The organism is Sphingomonas sp. (genome assembly GCF_036388215.1).
Taxonomy (GTDB): Bacteria; Pseudomonadota; Alphaproteobacteria; order Sphingomonadales; family Sphingomonadaceae; genus Sphingomonas.
In genome coordinates this window covers 157,211-173,450 of sequence record NZ_DASVSH010000033.1, presented here as the reverse complement: position 1 = coordinate 173,450, position 16,240 = coordinate 157,211, and the positions used below count along the sequence as shown (strand labels likewise).

Sequence of the window (16,240 nt, the reverse complement as noted above, 5' to 3'; positions counted from 1 at the left end):
AGAATATCCGTTCGCTCTAAGCTTGTCGAAGGGTGCCTATCCTTGAGCGAACCGCACGCGACAACCGGCCCTTCGGGCTCGTGAATCGCCTCGCGGTCTTCGATTGCGACGGCACGCTCGTCGATAGCCAGGCCAATATCTGCCGCGCGATGGAGGAATGCTTCTCCGCCGCACGCCTCGATCCGCCCTCACGCGATGATATCCGCCGGATCGTCGGGCTAAGCCTCGTTCCCGCCATCGCGGCGCTCCACCCGACCGGCGAGCACAAGCAGCATGAGGAAATGGCCGAAGGCTATAAGAGCGCCTTCTTCGCGATGCGCTCGAACGGGGCTCTAGACCCAGAGCCATTGTTCGACGGCATCCGCCAGGCCCTCGACGCGGTCGAGGCCGCAGGCTGGCTGCTGGGCGTGGCGACGGGCAAATCGGATCGCGGATTGCGGCTATTGCTCGAACATCACGGCCTGTTCGATCGCTTCGTCACGCTGCAGACCGCCGACAGGCACCCCTCAAAGCCCCACCCGTCGATGCTCTGGATGGCCATCGCGGAAGGTGGCGCAGCGCCCGAGACGACCGCCATGATCGGCGACACCAGCTTCGACATGGAAATGGCGCATGCGGCCGGAACGCATGCGGTAGGTGTTGCGTGGGGCTACCACACGCCGCATGAACTGCACGCGGCTGGCGCGGGCCAGGTCGTTGCCCATGCGAGCGCCCTGCCCCGATATCTGGCGCATCTGGAGAGCCTATGACCGACGCGGAACGTCTGGCGCAGAAGCGCTATTACCTGATTCAGGGAGTCAATATCGGTGCCTGTGCCGGGGCCGTGCTGGGGCTGCTCATCGCCGGCCGCTCGGTGACAACGGTCCACACGATGCTGGGCGGTGCGCTGATCCTCGCCTCGCTCTATGTGATGGCCGTAGTGCCGCGGGCGATGGCGAAGCGCTGGAAGACTCCGCAACCGTGAAGCGATTCTGGAAGCAGGTTACGATCCAGGGCAACGGCATCGCGCTGGACGGCAAGCCGGTGCGCACGCCGGGCCGCGCCCCCCTCGTACTGCCGACTCCAGCACTAGCCGAAGCCGTGGCCGATGAATGGCGCACGGTCGAGGGCGATATCGATCCGCGCGCGATGCCGCTTACCGGCCTGGCAAACGCCGCGGTTGACCGAGTAGCTCCCGATACGGCCGCATTCGCCGCCAGCCTTGCCCGATACGGCGAAAGTGACCTGCTTTATTACCGCGCCGAACTGCCCGAGCCGCTGGTCGAGCGCCAGGTCGCCGCTTGGGACCCGCTGCTCGAATGGGCGCGCCGCCGCTACGACGTGCATTTCGAGACCGCCACCGGCGTGATGCACCGCGCCCAGCCCCCCGCGACGGTGGCGCGGCTGGGCGATGCCGTCGCGGCGCTCGACGCGTTTCGCCTTGCCGGGCTTTCGCCGATCGTCACGGTCAGCGGCTCGCTCGTGGCCGCGCTCGCGCTCATCCAAGGCGCGGCTGATGCGGAGACCGTGTGGCATGCCGCGCGGATCGACGAGGATTGGCAGACCGAAATGTGGGGCGAGGATGATCTGGCCACCCAGGCCCGCGACGCGCACCGCGCGGATTTCATGGCCGGCGCGCGGTTTTTGTCCTTACTCTGATGCGCTGAGCACCGGCCGCGGCAGCGCCCAGGCGATCACTGCGCCGGCTGCGACCCAGGACGCCACATCGCTCACCCACAGATAGATGAAATAGCGCCAGGGCATGTGGTTGAAGACCGGCTGGCCAAGGTCCGAATAGGCCGTCACAGCCACCGCCACGAGCGCGATGAGCTTGAGCCGGTCCGCGAAGCTAAGCCCGCCTGCGGCCAGCCGGATCGCGAATGCCGCCAATAGCGAGCAGAGGATCGCGAGGACCAGCCCGCCGATCAGTGCGCTCGTGTCCGGATTTGCGAAGCCGCTGCTGTTGAAGAATACCATCGCAGTCGGTCCCTGCCCGTAAAGCTGGGTGCCCATCGCGGTGCCGATCCACGGCACCGGATAGGCGCCGGTGCCCAGCGGCCCCAGATGCTGCGACAGCGCGGCCTGAAGCTCGGCGCTGGTGGCGTCATCGGTGCCCGAAAGCGCGATGAGGCCCAGGGGCGTTCCCCAGAAGATGAAGCCGACGAACCACATCGCGAGTCCGCCGAGCACGCCACCGAGCAATAATCTGGGCATCTGAAGCTCCTTTTGCGCCGGCAGGTTCGGCCCCCGTCAGCGCTAGCTGATCGAAAAACACGCTACTTGTTGAGCCCGCGAATGAATCCAATCAACCCCGTTTGGCGAGAACGCCGCAATCGCTCCGCCTTGAGGATCGTATGCACCGATTCATAGGTCGATTGGATATCGTCATTGACCAGCACATAGTCATAACCGTCCCAGTGGCTGACTTCGCTGGTGGCGCGGGCCATGCGGGCGTCGATGATCTCTACCGCGTCCGTCCCGCGCTTGATCAGGCGCTCGTGCAATATCTTGAGGCTGGGGGGCAGGATGAAGACGCGGACCACATCGCCCCCGGCTAGCTGGAAAAGCTGCTGGGCGCCTTGCCAATCGATATCGAAGAGCACGTCGCGGCCCGAGCGCAGGATCGAATCGACCGTCGCCTTGGGCGTGCCGTAGCGCTGGTCGAAAACATGCGCCCATTCGAGAAATTCATTGTTCGCGACCATCTCGCGGAATTTTTCGAGATCGACGAAGTGGTAATCGACGCCATTCTCTTCGCCCGGGCGCATCGTCCGTGTGGTGTAGGAGACCGACATTTCGAGATAGGGATCGGCGGCCAGCAGCTTGCGGGCGATCGTAGATTTGCCCGCGCCCGAAGGTGAGGATAGCACGAACAGCACCCCCCGGCGCTTGAATCCGTGGGCGTCGGTCTCGGTGCGATGAGGCATGGGCGCTACTGGCGGACCAGTAGCGCCCTCGTCAAGTCACGAGGCGGCGTTGCGGCGCTTGCGGCGGTCGGAAGCGAATTTCCAAAGCCCGTATCCGCCCGCCAGGATCAGGCCGGGAGCGCCCATCCGTGTGATCACGCGCTGCGCGGCATAGCCGAGCACCGCACCCTTTACGCCGCCGCGGCCGTCGCTGCGGTCGATGCGGTTCCCGATGAATGCGCCTATCAAATTGCGGATCATGTGCATCTCCTTCGCTCCAAAGAGCGCAGAAGGCGCGACGAAGTTCCTAGCGCCCGACCATATCCTCCGGCCGCACGACGCGATCGAAGGTCGCCTCGTCGATCAATCCGAGCTTCAGCCCCGCTTCCTTGAGCGTCGACCCGTCCTCATGGGCGACCTTCGCCATCTTCGCGGCATTGTCATAGCCGATCTCGGGGGCGAGCGCGGTCACGAGCATCAGTGAACGATCCACCAGATCCTTGATCTGATCCTCGTTCGCCTCGATTCCATCGACGCAGCGTTCGGCGAAGCTCGTCATGCCCACGCTGAGCAATTGCATCGAGCGCAGCACATTGGCCCCGATCAGCGGCATGAACACGTTGAGCTCGAAATGCCCCTGCATGCCGCCGATGGTTACGGCTTGGTGGTTTCCTATCACTTGTGCAGCGACCATCGTCAGCGATTCGCACTGGGTGGGGTTCACCTTGCCCGGCATGATCGAACTGCCCGGCTCGTTTGCCGGAAGCGACAGCTCGCCCAGGCCTGAGCGTGGGCCAGATCCCAGGAAGCGGATATCGTTGGCGATCTTGTTAAGCGCGACGGCAAGCGTGTTGAGGGCGCCGGAAAAAAAGACCAGCCCGTCCTTGGCGGCAAGCTGCTCGAACTTGTTGGGCGCGGGCTCGAACTGCGTGCCGGCAATGTCGGAGATCGCCGCCGACATATCCTCGGCCCAACCCTGGGGCGCGTTGAGCCCGGTGCCCACCGCGGTACCGCCGATTGCGAGCTTGCGCAGGTTGCCGTTAAGCGCGCCCTCCAGCCTTGCCGCGCAGCTGATCAGCTGCGCGGCGTACCCTGAGAATTCCTGGCCGAGCGTGAGCGGCGTCGCGTCCTGGGTGTGGGTACGGCCGATCTTGACGATATGGTCCCATGCCTTTGCCTTGGCGGCCAGCGCCGCGGTCAGCCGGTCGAGCGCGGGGGCTAGGGCCTCGCGCATCGCGAGCACCGCGGCGACGTGAAGCGCGGTCGGAAAGCTGTCGTTCGACGACTGGCTCATGTTGACGTGGTCGTTGGGATGCACGGGCGATTTGCCGCCGCGAGCGCCCGACAGCATTTCGTTGGCGCGGCCCGCAATCACTTCGTTGACGTTCATATTGGTCTGGGTGCCGCTGCCGGTCTGCCAGATCACCAGGGGGAATTGCGCGTCGAGCTTGCCTGAGACCACTTCCTGCGCCGCCGCCTCGATCGCATCCGCAATTTCCGTGGCGAGCCCGTGCCTGCGATTCACCCGTGCCGCCGCCTGCTTCACGATCGCCTGCGCATGGACGATGCCGAGCGGCATCCGCTCCATCTCGCCGAACGGGAAATTCTCGATCGAACGCTGCGTCTGCGCACCCCAATAGGCGTCGGAGGGAACCTCGATGGCGCCGATGGAATCGGTTTCTGTGCGGGTGATCACGTTAACATAGCCTCCATGCGCGCCGGCCCAGCCGGCTCGCGGGGCGATTGTCACTTCTTCCTTTTAAAGTCCACCGAGACGACGTTCGAGCCGTCGTCCACGGGCTTGACCGAGGGACCATCATTTTCCGCCTCGTCATGGGGCTCGCCCTCGACATCGCCTTCCTGGGCCTGGAAGCGCAGCTCGAAATTCACCGCCGGATCATGGAACCCGGTGATCGCCGAGAACGGGATGTTGAGCATCGCCGGAACCTGATTGAAGCTCAGGCCGATCGAGAATTTCTCGTCATCGACCTTCAGGTCCCAGAATCGATGCTGCATGACGATCGTCATTTCGTCGGGAAAGCGCTCGATCAGCCGCTGCGGGATATCGACGCCCGGCGCATGAGTCTTGAAGGTGATGTAGAAATGGTGCCCGCCCGGCAGCGCCTGCGTCTCCGAAACCGAGCCGAGCACGCGGCCGACCACGGCGCGCAGCGCTTCCTGGACGATCTCGTCATAGGGAATCAGGCTGTCGGGCACATTCGTGTTCATGCCCTTGGGGTAGCGGCTCCGGCCAAAGGGTCAAGGCGCATGCGCCGAGTTGGCCCCGGCCAAGCAAGCCTATTTTGCATGGTGGCGCGCGGTCGCTATGGGGAAGCGATGCGCACCGCCACGATCAGCCGCGAGACGAGCGAAACCTCGATCAACGTGTCCGTCAATCTGGACGGCACGGGGGCTTATGCGATTTCGACGGGAATCGGTTTCTTCGATCACATGCTGGAGCAGTTCAGCCGCCATTCGCTGATCGACCTCGACGTGAAAACGGTCGGCGACTTGCATATCGACCAGCATCACACCGTGGAGGACACCGGCATCGCGATCGGCGAAGCGCTGGCGAAAGCGCTCGGCGACAAGGCCGGCATCCGCCGCTACGCCGATGCCCTCTCGCCGATGGACGAAACGCTCACCCGCGTGGCGATCGACATTTCCGGCCGGCCCTTCCTCGTCTTCAAGACCGAGTTCAGCCAGAAGCGGCTGGGCGAAATGGACACCGAAATGTTCGAACACTGGTTTCACAGCTTCACCCAGGCCGCTGGAATCACGCTGCACGTCGAGACGCTCTACGGATCGAACAACCACCATATCGCCGAAAGCGCGTTCAAGGGACTGGCCAGGGCGATCCGGGAGGCGGTGGAGATCGATCCTCGGAAGGCGGGCGCGATCCCCTCGACCAAGGGCGTTTTGTGAGTGGCATCGCGCTGATCGATTACGGCGCGGGCAATCTCCACTCGGTCTATAATGCGCTGAGGGCCGCGGGCGCAGCCGGCATCGCAGTCACGACAGACCCCGAACTGGTCCTCAAGGCCGACCGGATCGTGCTCCCCGGGGTGGGCGCATTCGGCGCGTGCGCCGCCGGACTGCGCGGCATTCCCGGCATGGTCGAAGCGCTGGACGCGCGCGTCCGCCACGATGGGGCGCCGTTCCTGGGAGTATGTGTCGGCATGCAGCTTATGGCTCATGCGGGCGAAGAGCTGGGCCTGCATCCCGGCCTTGGATGGATATCGGGCACCGTGCGCCATCTGGCTCCGGCTCGCGGCCTACGCGTGCCGCATATGGGCTGGAACGACGTAATACCCTCAACCCCCCACCCGCTGATCGAAGCCGGCGAGGCCTATTTTCTCCACAGCTTCGCTTTCGATGGTCAGGACGTGCTGGCAACCACCGGGCATGGCGGCCCGGTCACTGCGGCGATCGGGCGCGACAATATGATCGGCGTGCAATTCCACCCCGAAAAGAGCCAGCGTTACGGCCTCGCACTGCTGGAGAGATTCCTCAAATGGATGCCGTAAGCGCATGAGCCTGATCGTCTTCCCGGCTATCGACTTGAAGGCGGGCCAGGTCGTGCGCCTCGCCGAGGGCGATATGGACCGCGCGACCATCTATGGGGACAACCCCGCCGCGCAGGCCGAGAGCTTTCAGCGGGCCGGGGCCGAATGGCTGCACGTGGTCGATCTGGACGGCGCGTTCGCGGGCGAATCGGTCAATGGCGGCGCGGTAGCCTCGATCCTCACGGCGTTCGACGGCAAGGTTCAGCTAGGCGGCGGCATCCGCACGCGCGAATCGATCGAGCGCTGGCTGGATGTAGGGGTGGAGCGCGTGGTGATCGGAACCGCGGCGCTGGAGGACCCGGATCTGGTCCGGCAGGCGGCGCGCGACAATCCCGGCCGCATCGTCGTCGCGGTCGATGCGCGCGACGGGCTGGTCGCCACGCGCGGCTGGGCCGATGTATCGGACGTATCGGTCGTCGATCTCGCCCGTCGCTTCGAGGATGCCGGCGTCGCATCCCTCCTCTTCACCGATGTCGGCCGCGACGGGATGCTCAAGGGCTGCAACGTCGAGGCGACGGTCGCGCTCGCCCGCGCCGTCTCGATCCCCGTCATCGCCAGCGGCGGCGTCACCGACATTGCCGACATCCATGCGCTCCGGCCCCATGTCGCCGACGGCGTCGAGGGCGTCATCACCGGGAGGGCGCTTTACGATGGCCGGCTGGACTTGAGCTGGGCCATCGAGGTGACGAAAGGATGAGTACCCTGACCCCGCTCACCCTGAGCTTGTCGAAGGGCCCCTCGCCATGTCGCACCCGAATAATAGGTATGCTTCGACAAGCTCAGCATGAGCGGGTCGGGGAGCACCTACCAGCATGACCGTCCGAGCCCGCGTCATCCCCTGTCTCGATGTGGCCGGCGGCCGCGTGGTGAAGGGCGTCAACTTCGTCGATCTGATCGATGCCGGCGATCCGGTGGAACAGGCGCGGACCTATGACGCGGCGGGCGCGGACGAGCTGTGCTTCCTCGATATCGGCGCGAGCCATGAGGAGCGCGCGGCGATGGTTGATGTGGTGCGGCGCACGGCCGAAGTCTGCTTCATGCCGCTCACCGTGGGCGGCGGCGTGCGGGGCGTCGACGATGCGCGGGCGCTGCTCCTTGCGGGGGCCGACAAGGTCGCGGTCAATTCGGCGGCAGTGTCGCGCCCCGAAATCGTCGCGGAGATCGCCGAGCGGATGGGCAGCCAGTGCGTCGTCGCCTCGATCGATGCGCGGCGCGTGGGGGAGCGCTGGGAAGTGTTCACCCATGGCGGCCGCCGTGCGACAGGCCTGGACGCCGTCGAGCATGCGATGCGCATGGCCGAACTCGGCGCCGGCGAACTGCTCGTCACTTCGATGGACCGCGACGGCACGCGCGATGGTTATGATCTCGAGCTCATCCGCACGATTGCGGACCAGGTGACTGTCCCCGTGGTTGCCTCGGGCGGAGTCGGCAATTTGCAGCATCTCGTGGAGGGCATTCGCGACGGGCACGCATCGGCGGTGCTGGCGGCCTCGATCTTCCATTTCGGCGAAGCGACGATCGCGGAGGCGCATGCGGCGCTGGCGGCGGCGGGGATCCCGGTGCGGAGTTGATCCTGCCGAACGACTTAACGATTTGGCCAGCAGCCCGCGCTAAACCGGTATTATGCTTCGCTACGCAATTCCCCTCCTTCTCATCGCCACGCCCGCGCTCTCAGACGAGCCGCCCCATACCGGCGTCGCGGGATCGCGCTCGATGCCCGAGCTTTCGGATATCCTGCTGGCCGCTTGCGCCGCGGGGGGACTGTGGTTCGTCCGCAGCCGGATGCGCGCGCGCTTGCGCCGCACGCCCAAGGATTGACTTGCCGCCCCGGCTCAAGCAGCCGGTGCCGATGGACACGCTAGACGCGCTCGAACAGACGATACGCGACCGCCGCGCGGGCGATCCCGCATCCTCCTATGTCGCCCGGCTTACCGCCAAGGGCCGCGGCAAGATCGCGCAGAAGTTGGGCGAGGAAGCGGTCGAGACCGTCATAGCGGCGGTCGCCCAGGACAAGGCCGCACTCACCAGCGAAGCCGCCGATCTCGTCTTTCACTTGCTCGTGCTGCTTGCCGATGCCGGCGTCACCCTGGACGACGTACGCGCCGAACTCGCCCGCCGCGAGGGCGTGTCTGGGCTCGAGGAGAAGGCCAGCCGCAATGCCGATTGATGCAACCCAACCCTATGATTCCGGCAATATCTTCGCGAAGATCCTGCGCGGGGAGATTCCCAACAAGACCGTTTATGAAGACGAATTCGCCCTCGCCTTCCACGATATAACTCCGCAGGCGCCGCATCACATTCTGGTGATCCCCAAAGGCGCTTATGTCTCATGGGATGACTTCTCGGCGCGCGGATCGGATGCCGAGGTCGCGGGGTTCGTCCGCGCGGTCGGCCATGTGGCGCGTGAGGCCGGGATGGTGGAGCCGGGATACAGGTTGCTCGCCAATATCGGCCAGGACGGCGGCCAGGAGGTTCCTCACCTCCATGTGCACGTCTTCGCAGGCAAGCCGCTGGGGCCGATGCTGGCGCGATAACGGCTTGCGCCTCCTAGATTTGCGGCTAGGCTCGCGCCTTTCACTTGTAAGGCGGCGCGCGAAGACGCCGCGTTAGGGGACCATCAATGATATTCGGGCGCGTAAAATCACTCGACGCCATTCTGCGGACCGCAGAGAAGAAATCGCTCCACAGGTCGCTGGGGGCATTCCAGCTGACCATGCTGGGCATCGGCGCGGTCATCGGCACGGGCATATTCGTGCTGACCGCCGAGGCGGCGCAAAAGGCGGGGCCCGGCATGATGGTCAGCTTCATCATCGCCGGTTTCGTCTGCGCCTTCGCGGCGCTCTGCTATGCCGAAATGGCGTCGATGGTCCCCGTTTCCGGGTCGGCTTACACTTATAGTTATGCAGTGATGGGCGAGCTGATCGCCTGGATGGTCGGCTGGGCCCTGATTCTCGAATATGCGGTCGCGGCAGGAGCTGTCTCCGTGGGCTGGGCAGGCTATGTGATCGGCCTGATAGAGCACACTTTCGGCATCGACATACCCGATATGCTCGTGCTCGGGCCATTCGACGGGGGCCTGATCAATTTGCCCGCCATGGCAATCGCCGGACTGGTCACCTGGCTGCTGGTGATCGGCACCAAGGAGAGTGCGACGGTCAATGCGGTCCTCGTCGCTATCAAGGTCGCGGCGCTGACGATGTTCATCGTGCTGGCCCTTCCGGTGATGAACGGTGCGCAATTCTCGCCTTTCGCGCCTACCGGCTTCATCGGCGTTTCGATGGCGGCGGCTTCGATCTTCTTCGCCTATGTCGGCTTCGACGCGGTTTCGACGGCGGCGGAGGAGACCAAGAACCCGCAGCGCAACATGCCGATCGGCCTGATTGGCAGCCTCGCGGTCTGCACAATCTTCTACCTGCTCGTCGCGGCCGGAGTGATTGGTGCGCCGGGCCTCAGTTCGCAGCCGGTCACCGGTGCAGGCGGCATCGCGCTCGATCCAGGCAGCCGCGAACTGGCGGCGCAGTGCGCATCGCGCGCCGTCGAAGGGTTCAAGGACGTCGTCTGCTCGAAGGAAGCGCTGGCCTTCACCCTGCGTGAAATCGGCTGGCCCCAGCTTGGGAACCTGCTCGGTCTCGCGGCCGGCCTCGCGCTTCCCTCGGTCATCCTGATGATGATGTTCGGCCAGACCCGCATCTTCTTCGTGATGAGCCGCGACGGCCTGCTTCCGCAGTCGTTCTCGAAGATCCACCCCAAGTACAACACGCCTTATGTGATCACGATCATCACCGGCATCGCGGTGGCGCTATTCGCGGCGTTCTTCCCTGTCGGCCAGCTTGCCAACATCTCGAACTCCGGCACGCTGTTCGCATTCGCCGCGGTCTCGATCGCGGTGATGGTCCTGCGCCGGACCGATCCTGGCCGGGTCCGTCCATTCCGCACACCGCTGGTGATGATCACGGCGCCAATCGCGATCCTGGGCTGCATCTATCTGTTCGCGAGCCTCGATCACAAGAGCATCTATCTCTTCCTGATCTGGGCCGTGATCGGGTTGCTGGTCTATTTCGGCTATAGCCGTTCGCGCAGCCATGTCGGCCAGGGGCTGGACGAAGTGAACGAGATCGAAGCCTATGACGAACTCGATCCGCCGGTGCCGGGCACCCGCTGATACGAGCGCGACAGAAAGGGGCCGGGGTGAGCGATCTCCCGGCCCCTTTTCCTTGCCTGCGCCAGCCCCGGGGCCTGTGCTCATATCCTAGCCCAGCCGGCGCTCCGCCAGCGCCTTCAAATCCATCTCGGGCCGGGCGCCATAATGCTGGATGATCTCGGCCGCGCAGATCGCGCCGAGCGTCAGCGATTCCTTCAAGCCCTTGCCGCGCGCCTGGCCGTGGAGGAAGCCCGCCGCGAACATGTCGCCAGCGCCCGTCGTGTCCACCAGCCGCTCGATCGGCTCCGCGCCGACTTCCACGCGCTCGGAGCCCTGCAGCGCCATCGCGCCATGCTCGCCGCGGGTGACGACCAGCAGGGGCACCTTGCCGTGGATATGCCCGACCGCTGCTTCGAAGCTTTCATGCTCGCACAAGGCCAGGAGCTCGTTTTCGTTGGCGAAGAGGATGTCGATCATCCCCTCATCGATCAGCTTGCGGAAATCGTCCCCGTGGCGCGAGATGCAGAAGACGTCGCTGAGGGTGAAGGCGACCTTGCGGCCGTTGGCGCGCGCGATGTCGATCGCCTTGCGCATCGCTGCGCGGGGCTCCTCGGGATCCCACAGATAGCCTTCGAGATAGAGGATCGCGCCACTGGCGATCACTTCCTCGTCCAGCGCGGCCGCGGGCAGGAACAGCGACGCGCCGAGAAAGGTGTTCATCGTGCGCTGGCCATCGGGCGTGACGAAGATAAGGCAGCGCGCGGTGGTCGGCTGCCCTGGGCGAACCGGGGTGCCGAAATGCACGCCCGCCGCCGTGATGTCGTGCGCGAAGACAGTGCCGAGCTGATCGTTGGCGACCTGCCCGATGAACGCGGCCCTCCCGCCCATCGCAGCGATCCCCGCCACCGTGTTCGCCGCCGAGCCGCCCGAAATTTCACGGCCCGGGCCCATCTTGGCATAGAGCGCATCGGCTTCCTCGGGCGAGAACATGAGCTGCATCGAGCCCTTGGCGACGCCGATTTCCTCGATGAAGGCATCGTCGGCTTGCGCGAGAATATCGACGATCGCGTTGCCGATCGCGACCACGTCATAGGCAGGGCTGGTCAAGTCTTTGCTCCAATTGGGTTGCCCGTGCCCCTATCGGGCTGCAAAGGAGTCCGCAATGATCCAGGCGTTCTTCCTCTCGCTCGGGCAACTGCTCGACAGCCGCGTGGCGATGGTCTTCTTGAAGTCGCTGCTGGTGACGCTGGTGCTACTGGCGGCGATCTCCGCCGGAATCTGGTTCGGCTTGCACTCGCTGCTCGCCTGGATCGCCGCGCGGCTTGGCGGGCTTAGTTGGGCCGGCGACGCGGCAGACATCTCGACAATCATATTGATATTGCTCGCCCATCTATTTCTATTCCGGGCGGTGGCAATCGCGGTGATCGGCATCTTCGCTGACGAAGTCGTCGCTGCGGTCGAGGCCATGCACTACCCTGGAGCCCATGCCGATGCCCGCGACGTGCCGTTCGCACGCTCGGTGGCGATGGGCCTGAGTTCGGGAGTCAGATTCCTGCTGATCAACCTCCTTTTTTCTCCCCTCTATCTCGTCCTACTCATCACCGGCGTTGGTACCGCAATCGCCTTCTTCGTCGTCAATTCATGGCTGCTCGGGCGCGATCTGGGCGATATGGTCGCGGCCCGCCACATGAAATACGGGGAGCTGCCCAAATGGCGGCGGCGCACGAGTTTCAGGCGCTTCGTGCTGGGCATGTTCGGTACGGGCTTAATGCTGGTGCCCGTGATCGCCTTTGTCGCTCCGGTGATCGGCGCGGCCATGGCCACCCATGCATTTCACAGAGGCAGGCGCGCATGAAATACTGGATCATCGGCGCGGCGCTGGTGCTGGCGGCATGCGGCGAAAGCGCGCCACCGGTGCGCTCCGCCGGCCGGGTGCCAATTCCGAACCAGCCGCCCGCTTCCGCGCCCCTGCCGCCCGGCATGGCGACCGCGGTCAGCGGCCAGCCCGCCGCCCGGCTGATCGCACAATTCGGTGCGCCTCACCTCGACTTGAGCGAGGGCGCCGCCCGCAAGCTGCAGTTCGCCGGTCCGATCTGCGTGCTCGATGCCTATCTCTATCCAAAGGGCCGCGGCGAGCCGGTGGTCACCTATTTCGACACGCGCCAGCGCGACGGCAGCCCAATCGATCCGGCAAGCTGCATCACGGCGCTGACCAAGCGCCGCTGAGCCTCTTGCAATGTAGGATTTCGCCTGCTTGGCTGAGCCGGTCGGCACTCCCGGCCGCTCTTTGACATCGTCGGTCGAAATATGGCGCATGGCCAGTGCGAACATTGGGAACATTCGCGGCGCGCACACGCGAATTGGCCTAAACTTCGCCTAAACTTCCAGCTTCGCCGCCGCCCATTGCGCGGTTTCCCGCACCGTTTCGTCGGAATCGCCGAGCAGCGCCCGTACCGGCTCGATCAGAACCGCGCTACCGCTGTTGCCGGCCGCGATCAGGCAGTTCCGCACCATCCGGTCGCGACCGATACGCTTGATCGGCGAGCCGGAGAACACCTCGCGGAAACTCGCGTCGTCGAGCTTGAGCAGGTCCGCGAGCGCAGGCGCAGTCAGTTCCGCACGGGGCGCGAAGGCAAGGTTGGCCTGCGCGGCGCTGGCAAATTTGTTCCACGGGCACACCGCCAGGCAATCGTCGCAGCCATAGATGCGGTTGCCCATCGCCTCGCGGAATTCGAGCGGAATGGGCCCCTTATGCTCGATCGTGAGGTAAGAGATGCAGCGCCGGGCATCGAGCTGATAGGGGGCGGGAAACGCGGAGGTCGGGCACGCGGCGATGCAGGCATTGCAGCTTCCGCACGTCGAATGCTTCGGCGCGTCCGGCGTCAAGTCGAGCGTCGTATAGATCGCGCCAAGGAACAGCCAACTGCCATGCTCGCGACTGACGAGATTCGTGTGCTTGCCCTGCCAGCCCAGCCCGGCGGCCTCCGCCAGTGGCTTTTCCATCACCGGCGCCGTATCGACAAAGACCTTGAGGTCGGCGCCCTCGGCTCGCCCGACGATCCAGCGCGCCAGCTCCTTCAGCCGCCGCTTGACCACGTCGTGATAGTCCTGCCCCTGCGCATAGACCGAGATGCGGGCGCTCTCGCTCTCATCCGCGAGCGCAAGCGGATCGGTGGAGGGCGCATAGCTCATACCCAGCGAGATGACCGAACGCACTTCCGGCCACAGCCCCGCTGGGCTCTCCCTGTGGTGCGCCCGCTCCTCCATCCAGATCATCGATCCGTGGCGGCCGTCCGCCAGCCATGCGCGCAGCCGCTCGCCCGCCGCGGGGGCTGCGTCGGCGCGCGCGATCCCGCAGGCGGCAAAGCCGATTTCCCCGGCTTTGTCCTTTATTAGGGCTTCGAGTGGCTTGTCTCCGGGCATGCGCACCCGCTACCACCAAATCCGTCTTGGGAGATCATGTTTTGAACAGCGCATTGGCGGTGAGCGCCAGCGGCATTGTCAAGCGCTTCGGCGGCCGCCGGGTCGTCGATGGCGTCGATATCGCGGTCAGTCCCGGCATGATCTATGGCGTGCTCGGCCCCAATGGCGCGGGCAAGACCACCACCTTGCGCATGCTGCTGGGCATCATCGAGCCCGACGAAGGCGCGCGCACGCTGCTGGGAAACACCAGCCCGCGCGAGGTGAGCGACCGGGTCGGCTACCTGCCCGAGGAGCGGGGGCTCTATCCGGGCATGAAGTGCCGCGAGGCGATAGCCTTTATGGGGGCGCTGCGCGGACTGCCCTGGTCGGTAGGCCGCAAGCGCGCAGTCGATCTGATGCAGGCCGCCGGGCTGGGCCACGCGGTCGACGACAAGATCCGCAAGCTTTCAAAGGGCATGGCGCAGCTTGTCCAACTGCTTGGCTCGGTAGTGCATGAGCCGGACTTGCTCGTGCTCGACGAGCCCTTTTCCGGGCTCGACCCGGTCAACCAGGAGCGGCTCGAAAAGCTGATCCTGGACCAGCGCGACCGCGGCGCGACGATCCTGTTCTCCACGCATGTGATGGCGCATGCCGAGCGGCTGTGCGATCGGCTTTCGATCATCGCGGGAGGCAAGGTCCGCTTCGAGGGCACGGTGGCCGAAGCCCGCGCCACGCTGCCGCTCAAGGCGCATTACACGCCGCATCACGAAGTGGAGCGCGCGCGCGCCTTGCTGCCCAGGGATGCCGAGCGCGAGGGCGGCGGATGGCGATTCACGCTGCCTGCTGAAGGGATCGAGGACTTGCTGATCAAGCTGATCGACGCCGGGCACGGGATTTCCGGCCTCTCGATCGAGCGGCCCGGGCTGCACGACGCCTTCGTCAAGATCGTCGGCGCGCACGCGGCCCAGGCTCCCGAGCAGGAGCAGGCCGCATGAGCCTGCGCCGCACCATCCGCCAGACGCTGACCATCGCCCGCCGCGATTTCACCGCGACCGTGCTCACTCCCACCTTCCTGCTCTTCCTGCTCGCCCCGGTGATGATGATCGCCTTCGGCACGCTGGGGGGAGTCGGCGCGCAATCGATCGTCGGGAGTGACGAAGGGCTGCGGATGGTGGTGATCGCGCCGCCCGAACAGGCCGGGACGCTCAAGGAAGTCGACAGCCAATTGCGCACGCTCTTCTCCCCCAAGAGCGAACTTCGTCCGCCAGAGCTGATCCTCGAAGCGCCCGCCGGCGACCCGGGGGCGCAGGCGCGGTCAATGCTGAACAGCGGGGACGACACTGCGGCTGTGCTGTATGGGCCGCTGAACCGCCCCGAAATCCTTCACGTCCAGCGCGGCTGGAGCGAGGCGCAATATCTGGCCCAGCTCGCCGAACAGAGCCTTCGCGCACAAAAGGCGGGCGGGGCTGCGCCGATGAGTACGCCCACGCGCACGCTGGTCAGCCACAGCCCTGTATCGAGCAGCGGGCGCGGCCAGGCAGCGTCGATCGGCGTGTTCGGGATCTTCTTCCTGACGCTGTTCCTCTCGGGGCAGGCAGTGGGGACGATGGCCGAGGAGCGATCGAACAAGGTGATCGAAATCCTCGCCGCCGCGATCCCGCTCGAAAGCGTGTTTTTCGGCAAGCTGATCGGAATGTTCGGAGCGGCGGTGCTGTTCGTGCTCTTTTGGGCGACGATCCTGGTCAACGCGGCCCAATTCCTCCCCGTCCAGATCACGGGCGATTTCACGGGAGTGGGCGCGGCGGTCGGCATGCCGGCTTACCCGTTGCTCTTCATCGCCTATTTCACGATGGCCTATATGCTGCTCGGCGCGGTGTTCCTCAGCATCGGCGCGCAGACCAACACCCAGCGCGAGCTGCAGATGCTCTCGCTGCCCATCACGATCTTCCAGATGACGATGTTCGCCTTCTCGCTCGGCGCGGCAAATAATCCGGGCAGCTGGCTCGCGTTCGCGGCGGAGGCTTTCCCGTTCAGCTCGCCCTTCGCGATGATCGGCCGGGCGGGCAATTCGGCGGATATCTGGCCGCATCTGATCGCGCTGGGGTGGCAGGCATTGTGGGTCGCTATCACGGTGACTGTAGGGGCGCGACTCTTCCGGAGGGGCGTGCTCAAATCGGGCAGCCCGCCTTTCTGGAAGCGACGCCGCGCCACTATTGACACTTCTGTCAATTAGCGCTTTCCTCGCC

At 65.2% G+C, this 16,240-nt stretch carries 22 protein-coding genes; 15 read left to right on the top strand and 7 right to left on the bottom strand.

Features of this window, described 5'->3' with window-relative positions:
- The first annotated feature begins 80 nt into the window (after positions 1-80).
- From VF617_RS15015 to VF617_RS15005, 3 genes are read left to right on the top strand one after another with little or no spacing between them, the layout of a single operon-like run.
- Positions 81-749 carry an HAD-IA family hydrolase gene (locus tag VF617_RS15015; RefSeq protein WP_331015982.1) on the top strand — a complete coding sequence of 223 codons (669 nt, stop codon included), beginning with the start codon at positions 81-83 and terminating at the stop codon, positions 747-749.
- Positions 746-964, top strand: a complete 219-nt coding sequence (locus tag VF617_RS15010; RefSeq protein WP_331015715.1) for a hypothetical protein — start codon at positions 746-748, stop codon at positions 962-964. The genes VF617_RS15015 and VF617_RS15010 overlap by 4 nt, the downstream gene beginning before the upstream one ends.
- Complete coding sequence (locus VF617_RS15005) at positions 961-1,638, top strand: ATP12 family chaperone protein (RefSeq protein WP_331015714.1); 678 nt, start codon at positions 961-963, stop codon at positions 1,636-1,638. Before VF617_RS15010 ends, VF617_RS15005 begins: the two co-directional genes overlap by 4 nt.
- On the opposite strand, the gene VF617_RS15000 is transcribed toward VF617_RS15005, so the two are convergent.
- The 5 genes from VF617_RS15000 to VF617_RS14980 all read right to left on the bottom strand — a co-directional run bounded on the left by VF617_RS15000 (position 1,630) and on the right by VF617_RS14980 (position 5,114).
- A complete protein-coding gene (locus VF617_RS15000) occupies positions 1,630-2,193 on the bottom strand; it encodes a hypothetical protein (protein ID WP_331015713.1) in 564 nt (187 codons plus the stop codon). The genes VF617_RS15005 and VF617_RS15000 overlap by 9 nt on opposite strands.
- A gap of 62 nt (positions 2,194-2,255) precedes the next feature.
- Positions 2,256-2,906 (bottom strand): guanylate kinase, encoded by a 651-nt coding sequence (gmk, locus tag VF617_RS14995; protein WP_331015712.1) that lies wholly within the window; start codon positions 2,904-2,906, stop codon positions 2,256-2,258.
- A gap of 36 nt (positions 2,907-2,942) precedes the next feature.
- The gene (locus tag VF617_RS14990) at positions 2,943-3,146 is read right to left on the bottom strand and encodes a hypothetical protein (RefSeq protein ID WP_331015711.1); all 204 of its coding nucleotides are present in this window, start codon (positions 3,144-3,146) and stop codon (positions 2,943-2,945) included.
- 46 nt (positions 3,147-3,192) lie between these two features.
- Entirely contained in the window at positions 3,193-4,635 is a 1,443-nt protein-coding gene (gene fumC, locus VF617_RS14985; protein WP_331015710.1) for a class II fumarate hydratase, read from the bottom strand.
- Positions 4,632-5,114, bottom strand: coding sequence for an SspB family protein (locus tag VF617_RS14980; protein WP_331015709.1), 483 nt, complete (start codon positions 5,112-5,114; stop codon positions 4,632-4,634). Before VF617_RS14980 ends, fumC begins: the two co-directional genes overlap by 4 nt.
- Positions 5,115-5,222: 108 nt before the next feature.
- Here VF617_RS14980 and hisB point away from each other — a divergent pair, with 108 nt between their 5' ends.
- The 8 genes from hisB (at position 5,223) to VF617_RS14940 (ending at position 10,613) form a co-directional block, all read left to right on the top strand.
- Positions 5,223-5,810, top strand: coding sequence for an imidazoleglycerol-phosphate dehydratase HisB (hisB, locus tag VF617_RS14975; RefSeq protein WP_331015708.1), 588 nt, complete (start codon positions 5,223-5,225; stop codon positions 5,808-5,810).
- Positions 5,807-6,412 (top strand): imidazole glycerol phosphate synthase subunit HisH, encoded by a 606-nt coding sequence (gene hisH / locus VF617_RS14970; protein ID WP_331015707.1) that lies wholly within the window; start codon positions 5,807-5,809, stop codon positions 6,410-6,412. Before hisB ends, hisH begins: the two co-directional genes overlap by 4 nt.
- A 4-nt stretch (positions 6,413-6,416) precedes the next feature.
- The gene (gene hisA / locus VF617_RS14965) at positions 6,417-7,148 is read left to right on the top strand and encodes a 1-(5-phosphoribosyl)-5-[(5-phosphoribosylamino)methylideneamino]imidazole-4-carboxamide isomerase (protein ID WP_331015706.1); all 732 of its coding nucleotides are present in this window, start codon (positions 6,417-6,419) and stop codon (positions 7,146-7,148) included.
- A gap of 115 nt (positions 7,149-7,263) precedes the next feature.
- Positions 7,264-8,022 carry an imidazole glycerol phosphate synthase subunit HisF gene (hisF, locus tag VF617_RS14960; protein WP_331015705.1) on the top strand — a complete coding sequence of 253 codons (759 nt, stop codon included), beginning with the start codon at positions 7,264-7,266 and terminating at the stop codon, positions 8,020-8,022.
- Between the two features lie 52 nt (positions 8,023-8,074).
- Complete coding sequence (locus tag VF617_RS14955; RefSeq protein ID WP_331015704.1) at positions 8,075-8,269, top strand: hypothetical protein; 195 nt, start codon at positions 8,075-8,077, stop codon at positions 8,267-8,269.
- 31 nt (positions 8,270-8,300) lie between these two features.
- Positions 8,301-8,618 carry a phosphoribosyl-ATP diphosphatase gene (locus tag VF617_RS14950; protein WP_331015981.1) on the top strand — a complete coding sequence of 106 codons (318 nt, stop codon included), beginning with the start codon at positions 8,301-8,303 and terminating at the stop codon, positions 8,616-8,618.
- Positions 8,608-8,985 (top strand): histidine triad nucleotide-binding protein, encoded by a 378-nt coding sequence (locus tag VF617_RS14945; RefSeq protein ID WP_331015703.1) that lies wholly within the window; start codon positions 8,608-8,610, stop codon positions 8,983-8,985. The genes VF617_RS14950 and VF617_RS14945 overlap by 11 nt, the downstream gene beginning before the upstream one ends.
- Positions 8,986-9,071: 86 nt before the next feature.
- A complete protein-coding gene (locus tag VF617_RS14940) occupies positions 9,072-10,613 on the top strand; it encodes an amino acid permease (protein WP_331015702.1) in 1,542 nt (513 codons plus the stop codon).
- A gap of 87 nt (positions 10,614-10,700) precedes the next feature.
- Here VF617_RS14940 and VF617_RS14935 read toward each other — a convergent pair whose 3' ends face one another.
- Entirely contained in the window at positions 10,701-11,699 is a 999-nt protein-coding gene (locus tag VF617_RS14935; protein ID WP_331015701.1) for an adenosine kinase, read from the bottom strand.
- Positions 11,700-11,754: 55 nt separating this feature from the next.
- Here VF617_RS14935 and VF617_RS14930 point away from each other — a divergent pair, with 55 nt between their 5' ends.
- Together VF617_RS14930 and VF617_RS14925 are read left to right on the top strand one after the other, a co-directional pair.
- Positions 11,755-12,447 carry an EI24 domain-containing protein gene (locus VF617_RS14930; RefSeq protein ID WP_331015700.1) on the top strand — a complete coding sequence of 231 codons (693 nt, stop codon included), beginning with the start codon at positions 11,755-11,757 and terminating at the stop codon, positions 12,445-12,447.
- A complete protein-coding gene (locus VF617_RS14925; protein ID WP_331015699.1) occupies positions 12,444-12,818 on the top strand; it encodes a hypothetical protein in 375 nt (124 codons plus the stop codon). Before VF617_RS14930 ends, VF617_RS14925 begins: the two co-directional genes overlap by 4 nt.
- 150 nt (positions 12,819-12,968) lie before the next feature.
- On the opposite strand, the gene queG is transcribed toward VF617_RS14925, so the two are convergent.
- A complete protein-coding gene (queG, locus tag VF617_RS14920) occupies positions 12,969-14,015 on the bottom strand; it encodes a tRNA epoxyqueuosine(34) reductase QueG (protein WP_331015698.1) in 1,047 nt (348 codons plus the stop codon).
- Between the two features lie 41 nt (positions 14,016-14,056).
- On the opposite strand from queG, the gene VF617_RS14915 reads away from it, so the two are divergent.
- A complete protein-coding gene (locus VF617_RS14915; protein WP_331015697.1) occupies positions 14,057-14,989 on the top strand; it encodes an ABC transporter ATP-binding protein in 933 nt (310 codons plus the stop codon).
- On the top strand, positions 14,986-16,227 hold the full coding sequence (locus VF617_RS14910; RefSeq protein WP_331015696.1) for an ABC transporter permease: 1,242 nt from the start codon (positions 14,986-14,988) through the stop codon (positions 16,225-16,227). The genes VF617_RS14915 and VF617_RS14910 overlap by 4 nt, the downstream gene beginning before the upstream one ends.
- Positions 16,228-16,240 lie beyond the last annotated feature (13 nt).